The organism is Helicobacter hepaticus ATCC 51449, assembly GCF_000007905.1.
GTDB classification, from domain to species: Bacteria; Campylobacterota; Campylobacteria; order Campylobacterales; family Helicobacteraceae; genus Helicobacter_C; species Helicobacter_C hepaticus.
The window spans coordinates 719,017-738,507 of record NC_004917.1 but is presented as its reverse complement, the minus strand read 5'-3'; the positions used below and the strand labels follow the sequence as shown (position 1 = coordinate 738,507).

21 protein-coding genes are annotated in these 19,491 nt (G+C 37.3%); 5 read left to right on the top strand and 16 right to left on the bottom strand.

The window, feature by feature from the left end; genetic code table 11:
• Nucleotides 1–52: 52 nt before the first annotated feature.
• From HH_RS03725 to HH_RS03695, 8 genes are all read right to left on the bottom strand, one after another.
• Nucleotides 53–304, bottom strand: a complete 252-nt coding sequence (locus HH_RS03725; RefSeq protein ID WP_011115598.1) for a Mor transcription activator family protein — start codon at nt 302–304, stop codon at nt 53–55.
• Nucleotides 304–690, bottom strand: coding sequence for a phage protein GemA/Gp16 family protein (locus HH_RS03720; RefSeq protein WP_011115597.1), 387 nt, complete (start codon nt 688–690; stop codon nt 304–306). Before HH_RS03720 ends, HH_RS03725 begins: the two co-directional genes overlap by 1 nt.
• Before the next feature lie 30 nt (nt 691–720).
• Nucleotides 721–1,200 (bottom strand): host-nuclease inhibitor Gam family protein, encoded by a 480-nt coding sequence (locus HH_RS03715; RefSeq protein WP_011115596.1) that lies wholly within the window; start codon nt 1,198–1,200, stop codon nt 721–723.
• The gene (locus HH_RS03710) at nt 1,191–1,373 is read right to left on the bottom strand and encodes a hypothetical protein (RefSeq protein ID WP_011115595.1); all 183 of its coding nucleotides are present in this window, start codon (nt 1,371–1,373) and stop codon (nt 1,191–1,193) included. The genes HH_RS03715 and HH_RS03710 overlap by 10 nt, the downstream gene beginning before the upstream one ends.
• A gap of 10 nt (nt 1,374–1,383) precedes the next feature.
• Nucleotides 1,384–2,256, bottom strand: a complete 873-nt coding sequence (locus HH_RS03705; protein WP_011115594.1) for an AAA family ATPase — start codon at nt 2,254–2,256, stop codon at nt 1,384–1,386.
• 181 nt (nt 2,257–2,437) lie between these two features.
• Nucleotides 2,438–2,569, bottom strand: a complete 132-nt coding sequence (locus tag HH_RS09805; RefSeq protein WP_011115593.1) for a hypothetical protein — start codon at nt 2,567–2,569, stop codon at nt 2,438–2,440.
• A 58-nt stretch (nt 2,570–2,627) separates the two neighbouring features.
• Complete coding sequence (locus HH_RS03700; protein WP_011115592.1) at nt 2,628–4,880, bottom strand: DDE-type integrase/transposase/recombinase; 2,253 nt, start codon at nt 4,878–4,880, stop codon at nt 2,628–2,630.
• Between the two features lie 14 nt (nt 4,881–4,894).
• Nucleotides 4,895–5,083, bottom strand: coding sequence for a hypothetical protein (locus HH_RS03695; RefSeq protein ID WP_011115591.1), 189 nt, complete (start codon nt 5,081–5,083; stop codon nt 4,895–4,897).
• A 322-nt stretch (nt 5,084–5,405) separates the two neighbouring features.
• On the opposite strand from HH_RS03695, the gene HH_RS03690 reads away from it, so the two are divergent.
• Entirely contained in the window at nt 5,406–6,092 is a 687-nt protein-coding gene (locus HH_RS03690; protein ID WP_011115590.1) for an XRE family transcriptional regulator, read from the top strand.
• 274 nt (nt 6,093–6,366) lie between these two features.
• Here HH_RS03690 and HH_RS03685 read toward each other — a convergent pair whose 3' ends face one another.
• The 7 genes from HH_RS03685 to selA form a co-directional block, all read right to left on the bottom strand.
• Entirely contained in the window at nt 6,367–6,807 is a 441-nt protein-coding gene (locus HH_RS03685) for a hypothetical protein (protein ID WP_011115588.1), read from the bottom strand.
• Nucleotides 6,808–6,883: 76 nt separating this feature from the next.
• The gene (traF, locus tag HH_RS03680) at nt 6,884–8,539 is read right to left on the bottom strand and encodes a conjugal transfer protein TraF (RefSeq protein WP_011115587.1); all 1,656 of its coding nucleotides are present in this window, start codon (nt 8,537–8,539) and stop codon (nt 6,884–6,886) included.
• A gap of 9 nt (nt 8,540–8,548) precedes the next feature.
• Nucleotides 8,549–8,965, bottom strand: coding sequence for a universal stress protein (locus tag HH_RS03675; protein WP_011115586.1), 417 nt, complete (start codon nt 8,963–8,965; stop codon nt 8,549–8,551).
• 27 nt (nt 8,966–8,992) lie between these two features.
• Entirely contained in the window at nt 8,993–10,231 is a 1,239-nt protein-coding gene (locus HH_RS03670) for a molybdopterin molybdotransferase MoeA (RefSeq protein ID WP_011115585.1), read from the bottom strand.
• 10 nt (nt 10,232–10,241) lie between these two features.
• The gene (locus tag HH_RS03665; RefSeq protein WP_011115584.1) at nt 10,242–11,345 is read right to left on the bottom strand and encodes a hypothetical protein; all 1,104 of its coding nucleotides are present in this window, start codon (nt 11,343–11,345) and stop codon (nt 10,242–10,244) included.
• A gap of 16 nt (nt 11,346–11,361) precedes the next feature.
• A complete protein-coding gene (gene selB / locus HH_RS03660) occupies nt 11,362–13,260 on the bottom strand; it encodes a selenocysteine-specific translation elongation factor (protein ID WP_011115583.1) in 1,899 nt (632 codons plus the stop codon).
• A 10-nt stretch (nt 13,261–13,270) separates the two neighbouring features.
• Nucleotides 13,271–14,641 (bottom strand): L-seryl-tRNA(Sec) selenium transferase, encoded by a 1,371-nt coding sequence (gene selA / locus HH_RS03655; RefSeq protein WP_011115582.1) that lies wholly within the window; start codon nt 14,639–14,641, stop codon nt 13,271–13,273.
• An 84-nt stretch (nt 14,642–14,725) separates the two neighbouring features.
• On the opposite strand from selA, the gene msrA reads away from it, so the two are divergent.
• Nucleotides 14,726–15,223: a peptide-methionine (S)-S-oxide reductase MsrA gene (gene msrA, locus HH_RS03650; RefSeq protein WP_011115581.1), complete on the top strand. Its 498-nt coding sequence runs from the start codon at nt 14,726–14,728 to the stop codon at nt 15,221–15,223.
• Nucleotides 15,224–15,260: 37 nt separating this feature from the next.
• Here the strand turns inward: msrA and HH_RS03645 are convergent, their stop codons facing one another.
• Nucleotides 15,261–16,088 carry a cysteine ABC transporter substrate-binding protein gene (locus HH_RS03645; RefSeq protein WP_011115580.1) on the bottom strand — a complete coding sequence of 276 codons (828 nt, stop codon included), beginning with the start codon at nt 16,086–16,088 and terminating at the stop codon, nt 15,261–15,263.
• A gap of 289 nt (nt 16,089–16,377) precedes the next feature.
• Between HH_RS03645 and HH_RS09640 the strand changes: the two genes are divergently transcribed.
• The 3 genes from HH_RS09640 (at nt 16,378) to HH_RS03635 (ending at nt 19,474) form a co-directional block, all read left to right on the top strand.
• Nucleotides 16,378–17,823 (top strand): PDC sensor domain-containing protein, encoded by a 1,446-nt coding sequence (locus tag HH_RS09640; RefSeq protein WP_011115578.1) that lies wholly within the window; start codon nt 16,378–16,380, stop codon nt 17,821–17,823.
• Entirely contained in the window at nt 17,801–18,472 is a 672-nt protein-coding gene (locus HH_RS09880) for a methyl-accepting chemotaxis protein (RefSeq protein WP_050720601.1), read from the top strand. The genes HH_RS09640 and HH_RS09880 overlap by 23 nt, the downstream gene beginning before the upstream one ends.
• A gap of 90 nt (nt 18,473–18,562) precedes the next feature.
• Complete coding sequence (locus tag HH_RS03635; protein ID WP_011115577.1) at nt 18,563–19,474, top strand: pseudouridine synthase family protein; 912 nt, start codon at nt 18,563–18,565, stop codon at nt 19,472–19,474.
• Nucleotides 19,475–19,491: the final 17 nt, after the last annotated feature.

Genomic DNA, 19,491 nt, shown 5'->3' with positions numbered 1-19,491 from the left:
TAAAACACTTAAAACAACATATTAACACACATTATTAAACCATTTTATTATTTCACTTTTGAGGATTCTTCCCTTTTTTCCTAGCCTCCCTTATTATCTCTCGTATAGTATTTTCGCTCAAATTATACTTATGCGCCAAAAACGCAGCATTATAGCCATTAAATTCCTGCACAATGTGCTCTTTCGCATTTGGGGAAACCTTAGGCACATAGATACTCACGCCCCCATAAGTCTTATAGATTTTCTCCCAACTCATACCATTTTTGTAACTCTCACAAATGTGTTCAAGTAGATTCTTATCCATTATCGCTCTCCTGTAATCTTTTGTAAGCCTGTGATGATTTTACTCGCCTCTGTTTTATCTAACGCCCATAAAGGCTTATATGCGCCAATTTGTCGCGTGATAAACCTCCTCTTTGCTTTATATCCAAAGCCTCTTTGTTTCATTATTGCCTCAATCTTTGCCCTCTGTGCCGCACTTATGCCGCCTTTTCTTTGTATATAATCTCTATCGGGTGCTTTGGAATCTAAAATATCAAGCACCTCTAAAAGCTCTGCTTCATTAAGAAATCTACAAGAATCCACGCCATAGCGCACTTCTAACCACGCTTCCCACGCCTGTGCTTCCTTGATGAGCTTGTATTTTGGGTGCGTATGGATAGCACATAGCATTGATTGTTGAGTTCGCATATTCTCTCCTTTCGTGCTTTAAAGCTATTTTTAATGCCCTAATGCCTCAATTTTTGGCTCAATGCGGAAATTATCTTTCACTACGCGCTTCAATCCAAGCTTGACTAATGAGCCTTCATCTAGCTCGCTCAAAGCCTCTTTATTTGGCTTCTCCTCATAAATGAGGCAATCCCTTAACCCAAAGCTCTTAATCGCTGCAATTAAAGATTCTACTTTTACTTTCACGCGCGGGAGGCTCACTGATTTACTTAAGCGATAGCCAATCGTGCCAAAGACTAGCTCCTTACTTCTTTTGTCTGCAAAGTCCGCCTTATGGCTTTCACAAAAGCATTCTATCTCTGCGCGGATAAAGTTTGCCTCATTGTTAAGGCTTTCTACTTGAGGTTTGTATTCCTCTTTAATCTTGTTGCAAGCAAGCGTTACTTCACCCTCAATATGAGCAATCGCCACTTCAATCTCACATAACCTTTTAAGATTCATATCCACATCTTCAAAGCTTTTTAATTCCATTGAATCCCTCCTTTGTCTCTACTTACCACATCAACGCATTTATAACCATTTATCACCTCATTCACGCCTCCTTTGAGAAATATATACTCATTATTCACAAAGTAATGTGTGCTTAAATACCTTGCCTTGCGCCCATAAATATAAAAGGGCTTAAACAATTCAACCTTGCTCATATCTCCCTCCTTACAGAATAATCATACTTACTGCTTGAGCGATAATGTCTTTATCAAGTTTGACATTATGAAGTTCTGCTAGTCTGCACGCTCTTTTATAAAGCTTTACGCTTGAGCGAAAATTGCCCTTTGTATAGGCGTGTATGCCTTTTATAAAGACCTCATTTGTCTCCGCTTCGCTAAGCCCTTTCAAATGCCATTTGCCACCTATGCGTGAGTAGAGCTGTCGCAATTCGCCATTTTTACCTATGAGATTCTTTAAGAGAATCTCCGTGCCAAAGAGGATAAGAGGGCAGGAGCTAAAATCCCAAATCCTGCGTAAATCCTCTAATGCCCTCACACTCAAATGTTCCGCCTCATCAATGAAAATCACCACATCGCGCCTTTTAAGCTCTTTGGCTATAAGGAGCACTTTTTCGTGCAGATTTCTCCCGCCGCTAATATGTGTGCGCTCGCATAGCTCATCTAAAATCACTCTAGCAGTGCTATGGAGTGTAGCTTCAATGAGAATCGCATTGGGGTGCAAGCGCGAATAATCTTTAGCAATCGTGCTTTTACCACTCCCTGCACAGCCTACGATAATGGCAATCTCTTTATCTCTCACCGCCTCATTGATGACAAAATCAGCCATTTGCTTATCTTTACTCTCAAAAATAGCCACTTCCTTGATGTCTTTGCTCTTTTTCTTTGCGTAATTATCAAGGTAGAGCTTGATTTTGCGCCCTAGCTCTTTATTATTGCCCTTATACTCGCCCTTGCGAAAGGTAGAGATACTTGCACTGCTTACGCCAATAGCTCTACCCAAAGCCGCTTGAGAGATATTTTGCACTTTTAAAAATATCTCTAGCTCCTCACACACTTGATTTAAATCTACATTTTTCATATAATTTTCCTTTTCATTCATTTAATGTCTTGATACTTTGAGCGAAGCCCAAAGTATCGCCTAAAGGATACGCTTACAACCGCGCTATGCTTGGTTGTCATACGCACTTGTGCTTATCCACACTTGCAAGCGAGTTCTTAAGGTTCTCTCTTGCTTTGTAGCAAGTGATTTGCACGAAGTGCTAATCCATACTTGTAAAAATCTTACAAAAGGTAGCAAAGCCACCTTTTGCGCCTAAAGCTTGAGTTATGACTGCTTCGCATTCATCAACTCGTTTTCTAAGGTTAGGGTTTATTAGGAAGTGCTTATCCATTCACGCACCATAGGTGCGTTAATCCACACTTGCAACACCTGCAAAAAAGCCAACGCTTTTATTTTGCCTTTTTCAATACCGCTGCTTCCCAGCTCACATCTTTTATATTTTTTGTTTGTGTTTCATTTTTTACCTCCTTTGTGGTATCTAAAATTTCAGCGCCCACCGCATTTTTACGCGCCTCATCTAAGAGCTTTGCTTGATAGAGATTGCTATCATTAATGGCTTTGAGTGTGGGCATATGCGTTTTTGGCATTTTCTTGTGCGCTTGTAAAAGCATTTGTGGGAATTGTGCCTCGACTTCTGCGCGTGCCTCTTGCATTTTGCCTTTGCGCGCTTTAAGCTCTTTATAAAAGATTTTTTGCGCATTCTTTGCCATTTCCGCACTCATCTCCTCGCTATCAAGATTTGACGCTACGCCGATGAAGCGGTGCTGCTCGTCATACATAAAAAGCTCTTTGGTGTTATTGATATTTGCTGCCACAAATACGCTTGTATGCGCGAACATAGCAGCACTTTGATACCACAGCCCACCATAAGCGATACCTTTTTTATTCACAGCACGCCTCTCAAGCGGGGAAAGCTTAGAACAAAGCTCATATTCGTGGATTCTCACTGCCTCATTTACACGCGCGTTATACGCCTCTGCGGGTGTAGAATCTAATCTCTGCAAATACGCATTATTCATCAAAGAATGCGTGTAGGCATCTATCATCTGCCCTAGCTCTTTAAGCGTGTGAAGATTGGTTTGATTGCTTTTTTGCCCTCTTTTAAGTCGCCTCTGTGCGCGAGAGAAGAAAAACTCAATGGCTTGTCTTTGGCTCACGCTATGCCCGATATAGCCTTTAATCCATTCCATAAGGTGATTTTGCAAACGCGCAAAGTTGCGCTCCACATAGGGCTTACACCACCCAGCATACGCCTTAGAGCGTATATGCTCTATATCAAGGCGGGAGAGCACTTCTTTGATATATTTACTCACAAATGCGCTGCCATTATCGCTTTTAATGCACTTTGGTTTGCCATAGGTAGTGATGTATTTTGCAATGGCGCGAGAGACACCGAGCGCATTTTCGGTATCGCTTATATGGAAGCTACACACGCCACTATAAGTATCAATGAGTGAAATAAGCACAAATCGCTTTTGCCAAGATTCTATGTTCTCTACCTCAAGCCCTAGAGAGCGCGCTATTTCGCTTGTATCAATAATCGCATCAATGCTTGTGGCATCAATCTCCACGATTTGATTAATAGAATCAGCCGCCCAATTACTCTGCCCAAGTGCAGGGAGGAAATTCCCAACCGCCGCATCTTCGCCGCGATAAATAATTTTTGCTTCTATGGGGTGAGCTTTTAAGTAAGCCTTGACATATCGCTCAAGCACACAATAGCTTATCACTTCATCGCGCTTTGCTAAAAAATCCGCCAAATCCGCCTTGCCTAAGCTATCAAGATGAATATGCAGCATTCTATGTAATGAGGAGATATTTACCCTGCCACGACTTGCCAAAATAAGCTTATTTGTGAGCTCCTCTAATCCAAGCTCTTTAATCTTGCTTTGGGCTTTTCTATTTTTACCTCGCTCATCAAGTAATAGCTCAAGCCCACCCCTCTTATATGCCCTCTGCCACGCATAGAGCTTATTTTCGCTTAAAGCTATGGAGTATTGCCCACCTGCATTCAGCAGCGCGATAAAATCTTTTGCATTCACACCTTTTGCCTTATATGCCTCCCATTCTTTGATAATGGATTTTTTCTCCAAAGCGAGATTCTTATCTTTTTGTGAAGCTTTGCTAAAAGCATCTAAAGCCCTCAACTGCCCATCATCATCTTTATTATCAAACATAGTCTTAGATTGTGCGCTTTGTATAAAGTGTGATGGACAGCTCAAGGCTTTTGCTTGCTCTTGTGCTAAAACGCTAGAAGTGCCTATTTTATGCGGTGTTGTCAGTGTTGTAGGTGTTGTAACTTGAGTTTGTGATATTGGCTCTAAAGTTGTAGCGTGTTGAGATTGGACGAATGTAAGCGCGCTAGATTGTGTTTTATGAGAATCTGTGTTTGAAAGATATGCTACTCGCTCTTGTGTGTAAGATTGCATAAATGATTCCGCCTCTGCTTGCGTCTTAAAAGGCTCACTCCAAATGCGGAGGACTTTACCCCCACGACCTATGCCCTCTTTGTATTGATACATAAAAAAATATGTATCAATAGAGAAAATTTTTTGCTTTTTTCTTTGAATTTTTAATTGTAGAGCACGAAGTGATACGCATTTAGATTCTGCGAACTCCTTGCTACTTACCCATTGTCCCATTTATGCCACCTATGCTATTTAAATCCATCAGCCTCAAGCATTTCTCTTAGCTCTTTGGCTCTCCCACGCTTACCTTTTGTAAGTCCATAAGAAATTTGATTTAAAAGCCCTATGTCCTTTTCGCTTAAACCCTTAGACTTTGCCCAAGTGCGTAATTTCATACCTTTTGCTGCCATTACTGCACTTAAACTTTGTTTTTTCATTGCTTTGCCTCTTTGTTTATGTTATAATACCGACCTAACCCCCTGTAAAGCAGAGGGTAAGTTCGGTTATAGCTTAAGACTAAGGGCTATTTCTAGCCCCCAAACCTTAAGAGTTACAACCAACTTTTTGAACTTCTTGACTTTCATCTTAAAGCTCCTAAAGTGGTATTCTACCCGCCCGCCCAACCGATTTATTTATTTCTTATCCTTTGTTGGATAATATTTCTAAATAAATATATAGAATTATACATAAAATTTTATGTATAGTCAAGGAGTTATGTATGGAAATTATTGCTTTTTTGGTAGTGTTTGGTAGTAATCAATGATAGGCTCAAAACTAGTAGCGTTAAGAAACGAACATCAAATGACGCAGAAAGATTTTGCAGAACGAACAGGGATATCTTATGGGACATTACAGGCTTATGAGTATGGCACGCAGTCGCCACGTTACGATTATCTGACAAAAGTATCGGATATATTTAATGTTCCTATGATATTTTTTTTAGATGACGATACCTCATTAGGCAATTCTTACACAAATCCAAAAGGATTCGTTAGTGATTCGTTAGATGTTCGTAAGTCAGATTCGTTAGTCTCCAATAATCCCTCTACAATCCAAATCCCTATCTATGATGATGTAGTCGCAAGTGCGGGAAGTGGAGCAATAAACGATGAGTATCCCACACAAAGCGTAGGCATAGACAAGGGCTTTTTACGCACACACTTTGGGCTTAGCTCATTTCTTGGGCTTTCTATTATCACTGCTAAAGGCGATTCTATGTCTCCTACAATCCCAGAGAATTGCCAACTCCTAGTCCAAAAGAGTGTGCCTAAAGAGGGGCAGATATGTGTAGTGCGTATTGATGATGAGCTCTATGTTAAACGCTTACAAAAGCTCCCCAAATACCGCCTTATAAGTGATAACAAGAGCTATGAAAATATAGAGCTAGAGGGGCGAGAATATGACATTGTCGGTGTGGTTGTAGGATTTTTTAAACGAATGATTTAAGGGCGCTTAAAGCGCATTAATGTGGCTTTTTAAGGCTTTTTACTTTTTGGGGTAGCGCGTGGGATTTTAGCGTAATGTGCGGTATTGTCTAGGAGATGGTATCGTATATAGTTTTGTTGAGGATTTTGTCAGTTTTTGTCTAAAAAGTGTCAAAAAATGTCAAAAGATTTACTGCCACTTTGATTTTTAAAATATTCCTCATTCTCTCGCACTTTGCTTTATTTGATTAACTTCTCTCTCACTTTGATTCTTGATAAAATTATACATATTCACATCACAACATTGAAGTTTTATTAAAAATCTTAACTTCATTAGGAGTCTTGATATAAGTTTTTATACTTTCTTCTACTTCGACAATATAGGCAATTACAAGTTTATTTTTACTTTTTGTAAGTTCTACTTCTACATTTAAATCACCACTCTCTGTTGTGATAACAATAGTTTTCTTTAAACTCTCATTATCATTGGGTAAGTTCATCGCAATGATTTGCCTATAAATCAACGCTCTTACTTCATATTCTGGGAATTGGATTTCTTTTTTTAAGTCTTGTTTAAAAGCCTCTAAAATATCAACATTAGGAATAAAGTTCTCACTAGCAGAGCAATGATAATCATCCCCGCATACTTCTTGCTGATATTTGGAATCATATTCTCCTATAACCACTTCTGCATACGCAAAAACTAAACAACCTAATAGCAAAATTAACTTTTTCATTCATTGCCTCCAAAAGTATTTTTAAGCCCTCTTGTAGAATTTCTAAAGGGTCAGCTATGTCTTCTCTCCTATTAAACTAAAAGCTTAAGCTTCCGCCTACGCGTAGATTGATATATTGAGGAATAGGTATGTTCTCTACACGAGTGAATTTGGTGCTCGTTTGCAAGGCAATATCAAGGAATCCAAGCACATTAAGTCCCCCTGTGAGTATAAGTCCCGTATCTTGGCGTAAATCTTTCATTGCACCCACGCGCACATCAATTGCTTTTAAATCAAAAGCAATACCGCCTCCAATCATTTGACTTTGCTGTCTAATATTGCTAAATGCAATCAAATCATTTGGAGTTAAATCTGCATCAAAAGCGAGATTAAATCTTTTTGAATTATAACCAATCCCTGCCCTGTATTGTGGCTTGATAGTAATATCCGAGAGTGTAGATTGAAAGGATGGGGAATTGATATTTTTTACTACAAGTCCAAAGGTAAGATAGCGAAATTCGGGGAAATCAACCTCATAAAGTGCGCCAACATCAATACCAAAATTATTTGAAGAAATAGCATTATCAAGCGAGGCAAAATTAGTAAGCTCTTTTTTAAAGTCTATATTTGTTTTGATATTCATTTGACTTTGGGTGCTAATGGCACTCATAAATTTGCCTGTTACACCAATGTTGAGGTTGCCATTTTTGAGATAAAAAGTCCTCGCATAGCCTATAGGCAGTTCAGTAAGCACAAAGCTTGTAGCAATAAGCTTGTGTGCATCGCTACTATCTTCTAAGGCAGCAATGAGTGAGTAGTTGTTATAGTCGGTTTGATTCGAAACTTTATAACTAAAGCTATCACCATTATCTGTTAGCTCATAATAACTACCATTGCCACCATCAATGATAAGACGCATACGAGAAGCATCAGCTTTGACTGACATACTTGAATACACAGAGGCAAAAATTGCTACGCCAAGAGAACCTAGCTTTTCATTCATTGTTTTGCTAGAGAGTTGCAAGATTACACCATCTTGGCTTGTAACATTAAGGTTATTATCTTTAAGTATATCTTGCACGGCACTAATATCATTCACAGCTTTATCAAGCCCTTTATCACCGCCTTTAGAAATAGTAATATCTTGTAAAAGTCCTGCTACACCACCCGCTCCTGCTTGGCTAAAGTCAAGTTTACCATAATCAATACTTCCTGCAATATGGCTAAGTAGGTCTTTTTGTTCAGGGTTAAGAGAGGAGCTTTGTTGGACTTGTTGTAATACTTGGGTTATCAAATCGCTGTAATTGCCGCCTTGATGATTTTGTAGATAGGTTTGTAAATCTTGTTCAACATTACCAGTTGGAGTTTGTCCGCTTGAAGTAAGCACAGAGCTAAGTGCATCTTTGACAACATTTGTAATCTCACCCACATTTGTTCCACTACCAGAAGCAAAAGTGCTTACAAGTCGCTCAGCAGTATTTGCCATATTTTTAATATCAATTTTAGCAATTTTAGCAAGATTATGTTCTTTTAAGCCAATACCCAAAGAATATCCCATTTTTACTCGCGGGTCAGAACTAAGAAGCGCAGGATTATAATACAATCCCCACGCAGAATGTTTCAAGGCTACTCCAGCTCCACCCATTGCCGCAGAAGTGTTACCCATTGACCCAAACTCTAAAGCTTCAAGTGAGCCATAGAAGCAACTGCTTAACATTCCTAAAGCAAGAAAATTTTTTCTAATCCCCCACATTACAACTCCTTATTTCGCTACCAAAACAGGAATGGGAGAAGAGTTGATGAAGCTATTTTGATGTGAATTGAAGATTCTATGAAGGAGTGAAGATTCACTCGCACCAATGATAAGCAAATCATAGTTATTAACAATCTCAAGCACTACATCAATAGGGTTGCCTGTCTTAAGAATTTTTTGACAAGCAATACCTTCTTTATTAAAGGCTTGTTCAAATTCATTAAGAATAGCATTTGATTTTTCATTTTCAATATTTTCTATTGTGCCATAATCTACAATTCCGCTTTCAGCATATACAACAATTTCTGGTGTTACGTGCAAAAGTGTGAGTTCAATTTCTTCGCGATGTCCAAAAAAACGGATAATAGTCTGAATAGCTCTACGACATTCTTGTGTGTCGCTTACTCCGAATAAGAGCTTTGTCATAATCACTCCTTATTTTAAGATATTTATTTAAAGAATCTCATAATTAATGAAGTCTATTATATCACAAAAATCGGCATTATAGGAAATAACCTTAATAGGTGCGCCTTTTGGCAGGAATTGCACATTATCAAAGAGAGCAATTGCATTATTTTTCCACATATTTGTCAGCGAGCTTGAACCAATTTTTCCGCCATTATGAGGAATAAATGTTTCATTTTCACATCGTCCTAGAATCATAGAAGTTGTATTGGCTTTGAGCTTTAAAGCCTCATCAAGCTTTAAGCTAAGACTTTGAGGATAGAATGCACTTCCTCCTTGTAAAGATTCCAAAATAGACAAAATAAGTGTATGTAGATGAAGAAGTAAGGCTAGGGGATTACCCGGCAGCAAGATAATAAGTGTTTTTCCTAATGTAGCAAATCCAAGATGGCGTCCGGGCTTGACATTAATGCCATCAAAAAGCATTTTTGCTCCTTGCATTTGCAATACTTCTTTAATCAAATCTGCATCGCCTACACTTGCTCCACCGCTTGTAATAATGACATCATATTTATTAAATTGCTCAATAGCCTCGCAAAGAGCTTTTTTGTCATCTTGTAAGATGCCTTCATAGCTACATTCATAGCCACGTTGTTTGAGGAGTGTGTAAAGACTGGTAGCATTTGTGTTATAAATTTGGTGTGCTTTGGCACTCTGATTTGGCTCAATAACTTCATCACCACTTGAATAAATCCCTATACGTAAGGGCACAAAGCTTTGCACTTCGCTGATGCCTTGGGAAGCGATAACGCTTAAATCAAGGTGATTAAGCCGTTTGCCTCTTTGTAAAAGAAGCGAATCTTGAGCTATTTCTTCGCCTTTAAATCGGATATTTTGCCCTTGAATAAGGTTTTGATTACAATTTAGTGCGGGAATATACACACCTGATTCATCTTCTTGCACCCATTCAATTTGCACGACAGCTTGGGTGTTTTGAGGGAGCATTGAACCCGTCATTACCTTATATGTGTGTCCTTGTGCAAGTGCAAATGCACTGCTATCAGCTCCTGCTAAAATGCTTCCATCGCATATACAATGTGTGCCATAATCTTGCATTCTAATGGCATAGCCGTCCATTGCAGAGTTATCAAATGCAGGAAGTGAGCGTGTAGCGATAATATCTTGTGCAAGAATTGTGCCATAAGATTCAAAAAGAGGCAAAGTATGCGTGTGCTTGGTAGGAGGTAATGAAATGCCTATTTGTAATGCTTGATTAAAGGTTGTCATAAAAGTTCCTTTAAGTGTGAAATTGTCGTAGTTGAGTGTAAGCTTGAACAAGTATATGAGCGATAGATTCTATAGAATCTAAATACATATAACTTACACTCAATAATTCGCGTGTGCTTGGCTCATCATACCCCATAGAACGCAGCACAAAGGAGGGTTTAGCGTTACCAAATAAGCAATCTTGCCCATTAATGGCATAGATTCCCTCTATGCTTAGAGCTTGGATTAAAAGCCGTGCTTTGATGTGCTTAAAGCGTAAAGGTAAAGCATTTTTTGTAGTAATCTCAAGGGGTGCAAAAAGCGAAATATCTTTACCCAAATGGGCTTGAAGTTTATCAAAAAAGATATGTTTGCTATCTTGAATTGGTGGGCTAGATAGAATACATTTAAGAGCGTAACTCGCAGCCTTAAAAAGATGAGGGCGCAAAAGAGTTGCGTTAAAAAATGCTTCTAATGCTTCTTTATGCGTAGGATTAAGTGTATCAAAATCACTCACAATAAAGCCACTTGGGCGCATTAAACCAATAGATTCACCATTGCACAAAAATATTATTTGAGGATTTTGCAAGGTGTGCAAAAATGCAAGCTGTGCTTGTTCAAGTGTGCTTACAAAAAGTGATATATCAAGGAAAATAAGCGCGTGAGGGTAGCTAGATAGAATCTGCTCAATAAGGGATTGTATGGGATTGAGCGAGAGAATATCTTGATTAATAAGAGGTATGAAAAACGCATATGGAGTATTATGGCTGTCTTGTGGAGATGCTAAAATGCCTTGTTGATTGAGAGGAAGAAATGATAAACCTTGTGGTGATATATGTTTAAAAAGTTCTGCTGCATAAAAGCTCTGTTGATGAAGGCTAGGGGCTAGAACAATATGATAATGATGTGCAAAAAGGGTGCTAAAAAGTGCGAGAAAGTTCCCACTGCTATAATCAAAGGTATGAGAATGTGTTTTGCCAAAAAATGAAGCAAGGCTTTGAGAATCTGCCTTTAAAGTGTGCAAAATAGTGCTATCAAGCGTATTTACGTTGGGATAAGTATCCTCAAATAAGGCATTTGCATTTGCATTTAGAGGGACATTTGCTAAAAAATCAAGATGTATCGTTTTTTTCATATTTTCCTCATTTGCTTTATGTGCCGTATTTAAAGGAGCGTTTGTTTTCATTGCATTCAATATCATCAAATTTATCTAAATATTCTAAATAACCAATGAGGTATTTGCGACTTAAATCTGTCCGTTTTCGTAGGAGATTTACATCAACATAGCTATGTGTGGAGATAATCTCGCGCATAAGGCTCACTATATGATTAAGCGCGGAAGAAGTGATAAAAAGATTATGTGTGATACGCACGACTTTGTGAGCTTGAGTGAGAGCTTTTAGAGCGTCATCACCTACTTTTTTGTCAATATCAAGTTCTTCATAAATATTATAAGGTGCGGGCGGTGCATAATGCCCTTGAGCAAGAATCTCAAGTATGCGCTCTTGGACATAAGTTTTAATATCTTTAATTTGGCACCATTGTGAGAGATATAATCCATTTTTATATCTAATTTGCTTTTCATTAAGAAGTTCATCAAGGGCTTTTTGGCAAAGTCCAAGACTTGCCCATTTTATTTTTACACAGAGACTTTGAGCCGAGAGCAGAGCAGATTTATTATGCAAGAAAATCTCTAAAATATGAGCTTTAAGATATTCTACTTGTGAAAGAGGATAAAGTGTAAGGGATTTTTCATCAATAAAAATATCTTTGAGAGTAGAAGCGGTTTGGAGGCTTTGAGTATGGCTAAGACAGAATCTCTGTGTAGAGCTTACAAGCCCAAAACCTTTTTTATGAATAGAACAAAGCAGGCTAAAAGCACTATCAAAATGCTTTTTACAAAGGGATTCTAAGAGTTGCACACGTTGATGCTTTTTAATAGGGTCAATGATAGGATTTAAAATAATGCCACCAAGCACAGCACCTTCATCATCGCGTAAAATAAAATGTTGTGAAAATATACTAAATATAATTCCATCACATTTAAGTGTAGCAAAGGTAAGAGGCTTTGAACCAAAGGCGTGAGAAGTGATAGGTTCACTAATAAGATGCACTTTCGCATTGAGTTTTGAGCTTCCTAGATAGAGTTGATAGATAGTATTATGTTGAGGTGCGCCGAAGATTCCCACATCAATACTATCAAAGCCGCGCAAATATCCTTTCTGAGAGAGAAGAAAGCCACGCTTGAGTTGGTGATGACTGATTCCAGAGAGATTAAGTGCGACACGATGAGAGGGAGTGGCTTTTGTAGCATTTTTATCGTGGATTTGTATTCCTCGCACAGCGACTTCTTGCTTTATATCATAGGCATAAAGCTTGTCTCCCACGCAACATTCACCGCTTAAAACGCTTCCTGTAACTACACAGCCTGCACCCTTAATGCTAAAACTTCTATCAATATAATATAAAAATAAGCCAAAATCTATCTTTTGGGGTTTAGGGATAGAATCTAAACTTGTTTTTAGCCTTTTGAGTTGAGATAAACTATCATAAGCGTTTGTGAGTGGCATTGTAGATGAATGCAGACTAAGAGCAATAGTGTCATAAAGTTTCATATCACAAGTTTTAAAGAGCGCGACAATATCAGATTCTAAACGCGGTAGCTCTAAAGAGGGATTTTCAAGTTTGTCAATTTTGGTAATTACACAAATACAAGAGCTAATGCCTAACATATCTGCAATGAGTAAATGTTCTATACTTTGAGGCATAATGCCTTCATTTGCAGCAATGACAAGAAGTAACACATCAATACCAAATGCCCCTGCAATCATATTTTTTACAAGCTTATTATGTCCGGGCACATCAATAAATGCGACATTGCGTGAGGGCAAATGAAGATGAGAAAAACTCAAATCAAGTGTAATGCCTCTTTGTTTCTCTTCCTCTAAACTATCGCCATCAAAGCCATTGAGTGCTTTAATAAGGGTTGTTTTGCCGTGGTCAATATGCCCAGCTAAGCCAACGATAATATCATTATGCCCCTCGCTCATATTTTTCTCCTTATGAGGATAATACTTCCCCAAGAATCTCCATAATACGCTCTTCATCACCTTCTAGTAATGTCCGCACATCAAGAAGAATCTTTTCTCCTTGTATGCAGCTAATTAGTCCTAAGGCTCGCAAAGCAAATTCAAAATCCTGCACTTGTAAATGTTTTGCTTGAAGTGAGATACCAAAAGAATCAAAAGATAAATGTGGCACACTCCCACCACCTGCGAGTGAGTGTAAAGGTATCACTTCAACTTCAAGTTCTGAAGCAATAGATGAGGCAAGTATGCGTTTTTTGAGATTTTTAGCCTTAGATTCTAACTCTTTGGGGGTGAAAGCAAGCATAGCAAGAGTTGGGATTTTGTGATATTCTTTGTTTTGATATGCTTTGAGCGTTGCTTGTAAGGCGAGAATACTAAACTTATCTACCCTTAAAGCGCGTAAAAGCTGATTATGCTTTAATTGCGCAATAAGCTGTGATTTGCCGATGATAATGCCTACTTGAGGACCACCGAGCAATTTATCGCCACTAAAGCTAAGGAGTGAGGGTTTATATTTGCAGATTTCGCGAACACTTGGTTCATCTGCGAGGGGCAATGCGCCTATGTGTCCGCTACCTAAATCAAAATAATCAATAAGATGATGTTTTTGTGCAAGATGTATGATTTCTTTGATATGGCATTGCTTTACAAAGCCAATTTGTTTAAAATTGCTTTGATGAACTTTCATAATCATTGCACTTTGTTCATTAATAGCATTTTCATAATCTTTTAAATGTGTTTTATTTGTTGCACCTACTTCGCAGAGGATACTTGAAGCACTTTTCATCACTTCTGGGATTCTAAAACTTCCTCCGATTTCCACAAGCTCTCCACGAGAAATAATCACTTCCTTATGGGCTGCAAAGGTGTTGAGGATTAAAAGCACGGCTGCAGCATTATTATTGACCAAAAGTGCATCTTCACAACCAAACATTTCGCACAGAATCTGCTTAGTATGGGTATATCGCTCACTTCTTTTACCTTTAGCTAAATCATATTCAAGCGTGTGATAGCTTCTCAAAAAAGGTGTGATTTCATCAAGGATTTGAGGTGAAAGAACACTTCGCCCAAGATTTGTGTGAATCACCACACCGGTAGCATTAATTACTCGTGTAAGCGTGGGTTTAGTTGCCTCAATAGCTTTTTTTTTAATCACAGGGATAATTTCGTTTAGGGCAGATTCTAATTCTTTAGGTGAAAGAGTATTTGAGCATATATTTTCACGCAATAGCGATAAATGTGATTGAATAAGTGGCAAAAGTGTAGATTTTTGAAACATTTTAAGTTCATTATGAGCAAGTAGTGTATCAACTTTGGGGAGGGATTTGAGTAAATGTTGCACCTGTTTCTCCTTTGTATAAACAGCAAGGACACAATTATATCGTAGAATAACTTTTTTTACACTTATAAATTTTGGAGGTAATATATGGCAGTAATTTATCTTGCAGGCGGCTGTTTTTGGGGAATACAAGGCTATTTTGATAAGCTTAAAGGCACACTTTGCTCACAGGTGGGCTATGCTAATAGTGCAGTTGAGAATCCAAGCTATGAGTTTGTATGCAGTGGTAATAGTGGAGCAGTGGAAGCTTTGGAGTTACATTATGATGAGGATCTACTTCCCTTGCGTGAAATTATAGGGAGATTTTTATCTGTTATCAACCCTTGTGCGCTTAATTTTCAAGGCAATGACATTGGCACACAATATCGCAATGGTGTATATTTTGTGCAAGAGAGCGATGAGAGTATTATTAAAGAATGTCTAAAACTTTGGGAGAAAAAGCATCACAAAAAAGCAGTGACAGAGGTTGAAAAATTGCAAAATTTCTATTCCGCAGAATTGTATCATCAAAAATATTTAGAGAAAAATGCACTTGGGTATTGCCATATCAATACAGATTTAGCATTACAAAAATGGGAGGAATGAAAATCCATTGCTTAAACTTTAAGCAATGGAGTAAAAATTAATGAGAGAAAATAACAGAATCCATTTTTTCCTCGCCAAAAATAGGGGCGAGAGTTTTCTCATAAGCTTCTTTCATAAAGCCTTCGTGGGTAAGTGATGTAATTTCATTATCAAGCCAATTTTTAAGCTCAATATTTCCTTTTTTTATTGCTGGAGCAATATTTTCTTCTTCACCTAGTGTTGGAATGCCCACGTTAAAACCTTCATTTTCCATAGCCCACGCGAGCAAAAGAGTATTATCGTGAGCAAGTGCATCACCTCTTTTATCTTTAAGCGCGAGAAAAGCTTCAGTATTTTGCTCATATTTAAGCAATTCAATATCAGGGTAGTTTTTGCTAAAGAATGCGTCAGCTGTTGTGCCTTTATTGACAATTAGTTTTTTCCCTTTTAAGTCATCAATGCTTTTAATCTCGCCATTTGGAGATATAACACCAAGAGCCACTTTCATATAGGGTTTAGCAAAATCTACTACTGCCTCGCGTTCTGGAGTTTGAGTGAAGTTTGCCATAATAATATCTACCTTATTAGAGCGCAAAAACTCTACGCGAGAAGCAGCTTCAGTAAGCACAAATTCAACTTTATTTTCATCTCCAAGTAAATCTTTAGCGATGCGTTTTGCAATATAAACATCAAAACCATCATTTTGTCCTTTTTCATTGATGAAACCAAAGGGTGGTTTATCGCTAAATACTCCTATGCGCACAACACCTTTTTGTTTAATTTCTTCTAAGGCATTTTTTGACTCTTTTGTGCTTTGATTATCTCCACACGCACTCAGTCCTATCATAAATACTACGCCAAATAGCGCTAAAAGCAATTTTTTCATTTATTTAACTCCTTTTATAAATGGGTATTAAAGATTATTGTGCCACAAAAAAATGTGATAGAAGTAAATATCATTAAAGATTCTTTGTTCTCTTTCATAAAAGAATAATGTAGTTTTTAGATATTCATTATGAATTTTAATAAACAAAAATATACAAAATGAAACATATCTTAAAGATTTTTCTTTGTTTTCATTATTGATTATTTATTTTTTTGTATAGTCCCTTTTCCGTTTTATTTATATATTTAAAAAATAAAAAAATAACTGCTATATTAAATTAAGGAATTATATGTTTAATAGGTTTTCTCTTGGAACAAAAGCTATATTAAGCGTTTTGGCAATTTTAAGTATCTGTATGGTTTTAATGATAAGTATGCTCGTTATCCAGGCAACCCATATTGCTAAAAAAGACGCCAAAGTGCTTATCTTCAATGTCGCCAAACGCATAGCAAATGATTACGAAGCACATATCAATGAAAGTTTGGTTGCACTTAATTTTGCACAACAAACTCTATCAGCCCTTATTCAAGAAACAAATGATATGAATTTTGAACGTAGAGCAAAAAATCGACTTGAAAATACGCTTGATAGTAATCAATGGCTTGAAAATGGTTTTGTCTATATCAAAAAAAATGCCCTAAGTCGTTTTAATATAAATGCGGAGAATTTAATTAATGGCGATATGGTTTTATATGCTTTTGATGAATCCCCAGAATCTACAGGAGGTGTAGTATTTTTGCCTTCTAATGACCACTTTTTGAGCTTAGAATCTGTAAAAAAAGCTTTGGAAACGGGTCAGCAATCTATTGGTAAGCCTCACCCAATAGACTATAAGGGACAATCTGCCATCGTCCTTGATTTTGCCTATCCATTATTTGATAGCAAAGGTAACACACAAGGTGTGGTGGGTATGAGCATTAATCTTGATTGGGTGGGAGCACAATTATTGGGCAATAAATTTTCAGTCTTTAAAGATGATTATCGTTGGGTTCTAGATAATCAAGCACATATTATCAAACACTTCAATAAAGATTTTCTTTTAAAAAGCTTAACTGATTTAAATGCAAGCGAAAATGCTAAATTAATGGCTTCTGATATAAATTCTTGCCAATCGGGCGTATATGAATATAGTAATATTATGAATACTGCTACAACTTCAGGAGTAGCAAGTTTCCCTATTGGTGAAAATAGCGATATATGCTATGCTGTTGTTGTTACTGCGCCCAATAGTTCAGTGTATGCTTCAGCCACGAAGATTACTATAATTGCTATATTAGGAGCTGTGATATGCTTACTTGTTTCAGCAGTATTTATTGCTTTGTATATGAAAAGAAGTATTACCAAAAGACTTCATCGCATCTCTCACACATTTTTTGAATTTTTTAATTATCTTAACTATAAGCAAGATAAACCACCCAAACCTCTTCGTATCATTGCTAAAGATGAGCTAGGCAAAATGGGAGAAACTATCAATGAAAATATTGCTGTGATTGAAAATACTCTCAAGCAAGATAAAATGCTTATTAGTGAAGTTTTAGGTATAGTTGATGAAGCAAAAAGAGGTCACTTTGGTAAAAATATCAAGCAAATAACTTTTAATCCCCAGATTAATGAGCTTAAAAATGCTATTAATGAAATGTCGGTTGCACTTTTAAATCTTGTAGGAGATGATTTAAACAGGACAAACCGCGTATTTCAATCCTATCGTAATAATGATTTTACCGATAGATATTGAAAATGCTCGTGGTATGGGCATAGCCATCAATGAATTAGGAGATTCTATCTGTAAAATGCTTCGTGATTCTATGCGATATGCCAAGGATCTTGAAGCCAAATCAAAAGAAATAGAATCTGTAATAGATGAGCTCACGCAAGGTTCTAATTCCCAAGCTTCCTCTTTAGAACAAACAGCTCAAGCAGTAGAAGAGATTACAAGTTCTATGCAAAATGTAAGTGGTAAGACTGGAGAAGTTATCCAACAAAGTGAAGATATTAAAAATGTTATAGGTATCATTAGAGATATAGCAGACCAAACAAACTTACTTGCTCTTAATGCAGCAATAGAAGCTGCAAGAGCAGGAGAACACGGAAGAGGATTTGCTGTTGTTGCAGATGAGGTGCGAAAATTAGCCGAGAGAACTCAAAAGAGCTTAGGAGAGATTGAAGCTAATACAAATCTCTTAGTGCAAAGTATTAATGATATGGGAGAATCTATTAGAGAGCAAACTACTGGAGTTACTCAAATTAATGAGGCTATATCACAGCTTGAAGCACTCACACAAGAGAATGCAAATATTGCTAATCATTCGCAAAAAATTAGCAATGCTCTTGATGATGTTGCCTCAAAGATTTTAAATGATGCAAATAAAAAGAAATTCTCATAGAATCTTTATTATAGATATAATGTGCTTATTCTAAAAGAGAGAGTAAAGCAAAATTCATTACAATATGCTCCATATTTTCAAAGGAGTGTTATGCCTTTTGTTACTAATTCCTATCATATAGCACAGCCTCTTCCCGCTTTTTTATTTCTTATGCGGCACAGGGGTTATACCCAAGCTCAAGCTCAAAAGGTTTTGGACAAAAAACGCCTAAGGCAGCATAATCGTGTTATTGCCAAAAATGAAATTATTTGTGGGCAAGTAGAATTAAGTGAATTTGAAGCTTGTGATATAGAGCTTGAACCACTTTTTTTTAATGAAGATTTTTGTGTATATGATAAACCGCATAATCTCCTTACACACCCCAAAGGCAGATTCTATCATTACTCACTCAATGATGCCCTCAAATTACGTTTTGGCAATTATGCTAACGCTATTCATCGCCTTGATAAGCAAACAAGCGGACTTGTATTGTGCGCAATCAATCCTCAAAGTGAACCAGAGCTAAAAGAACTTATAAGCACAAGGCAGATTCTTAAAACTTATTATGCCATTGTTGAGGGCAAACTTACGCAAGAATGTCTTATTGATGAGCCTATTGCTTTACAAAAATATAAAGGCACAGATTTATCTATTAAAAGCATTATTAGCCCTTATGGCAAGCCAAGTCGCACGAAACTTTATCCTTTAGCCTATCATTCGCCTACAGATTCTACACTTATCCGTGTCTTGCCTCTCACAGGCAGAACTCATCAAATCCGTTTGCATTGCGCACATATTGGGCATAGAATCTTGGGTGATCCGCTTTATGGCACCAAAGAAGAGTATAGTAGATTCTATCTTGAATCTCCCGCATTGCCTCCTCATCAATATGAAAGTTATTTTGGCGCACCTTATTTGTGCCTTAATGCGCATACTCTTGCTTTTAGCTTTAAAGGCAAGAGTTATTATTTCACAAGTTGCCATAATTTTTCGTTTATACCGCATTTTGCGACATATTTTTAGCTTTATATAGTTTATGT

Excerpts from the sequence above, each read along its gene's own strand:
- HH_RS03725 (WP_011115598.1), bottom strand. The coding sequence starts at position 304 with ATGGATAAGAATCTACTTGAACACATTTGTGAGAGTTACAAAAATGGT.
- HH_RS03720 (WP_011115597.1), bottom strand. The coding sequence starts at position 690 with ATGCGAACTCAACAATCAATGCTATGTGCTATCCATACGCACCCAAAA.
- HH_RS03715 (WP_011115596.1), bottom strand. The coding sequence starts at position 1,200 with ATGGAATTAAAAAGCTTTGAAGATGTGGATATGAATCTTAAAAGGTTA.
- HH_RS03710 (WP_011115595.1), bottom strand. The coding sequence starts at position 1,373 with ATGAGCAAGGTTGAATTGTTTAAGCCCTTTTATATTTATGGGCGCAAG.
- HH_RS03705 (WP_011115594.1), bottom strand. The coding sequence starts at position 2,256 with ATGAAAAATGTAGATTTAAATCAAGTGTGTGAGGAGCTAGAGATATTT.
- HH_RS09805 (WP_011115593.1), bottom strand. The coding sequence starts at position 2,569 with ATGGATAAGCACTTCCTAATAAACCCTAACCTTAGAAAACGAGTTGAT.
- HH_RS03700 (WP_011115592.1), bottom strand. The coding sequence starts at position 4,880 with ATGGGACAATGGGTAAGTAGCAAGGAGTTCGCAGAATCTAAATGCGTA.
- HH_RS03695 (WP_011115591.1), bottom strand. The coding sequence starts at position 5,083 with ATGAAAAAACAAAGTTTAAGTGCAGTAATGGCAGCAAAAGGTATGAAA.
- HH_RS03690 (WP_011115590.1), top strand. The coding sequence starts at position 5,406 with ATGATAGGCTCAAAACTAGTAGCGTTAAGAAACGAACATCAAATGACG.
- HH_RS03685 (WP_011115588.1), bottom strand. The coding sequence starts at position 6,807 with ATGAAAAAGTTAATTTTGCTATTAGGTTGTTTAGTTTTTGCGTATGCA.
- traF (WP_011115587.1), bottom strand. The coding sequence starts at position 8,539 with ATGTGGGGGATTAGAAAAAATTTTCTTGCTTTAGGAATGTTAAGCAGT.
- HH_RS03675 (WP_011115586.1), bottom strand. The coding sequence starts at position 8,965 with ATGACAAAGCTCTTATTCGGAGTAAGCGACACACAAGAATGTCGTAGA.
- HH_RS03670 (WP_011115585.1), bottom strand. The coding sequence starts at position 10,231 with ATGACAACCTTTAATCAAGCATTACAAATAGGCATTTCATTACCTCCT.
- HH_RS03665 (WP_011115584.1), bottom strand. The coding sequence starts at position 11,345 with ATGAAAAAAACGATACATCTTGATTTTTTAGCAAATGTCCCTCTAAAT.
- selB (WP_011115583.1), bottom strand. The coding sequence starts at position 13,260 with ATGAGCGAGGGGCATAATGATATTATCGTTGGCTTAGCTGGGCATATT.
- msrA (WP_011115581.1), top strand. The coding sequence starts at position 14,726 with ATGGCAGTAATTTATCTTGCAGGCGGCTGTTTTTGGGGAATACAAGGC.
- HH_RS03645 (WP_011115580.1), bottom strand. The coding sequence starts at position 16,088 with ATGAAAAAATTGCTTTTAGCGCTATTTGGCGTAGTATTTATGATAGGA.
- HH_RS09640 (WP_011115578.1), top strand. The coding sequence starts at position 16,378 with ATGTTTAATAGGTTTTCTCTTGGAACAAAAGCTATATTAAGCGTTTTG.
- HH_RS09880 (WP_050720601.1), top strand. The coding sequence starts at position 17,801 with ATGATTTTACCGATAGATATTGAAAATGCTCGTGGTATGGGCATAGCC.
- HH_RS03635 (WP_011115577.1), top strand. The coding sequence starts at position 18,563 with ATGCCTTTTGTTACTAATTCCTATCATATAGCACAGCCTCTTCCCGCT.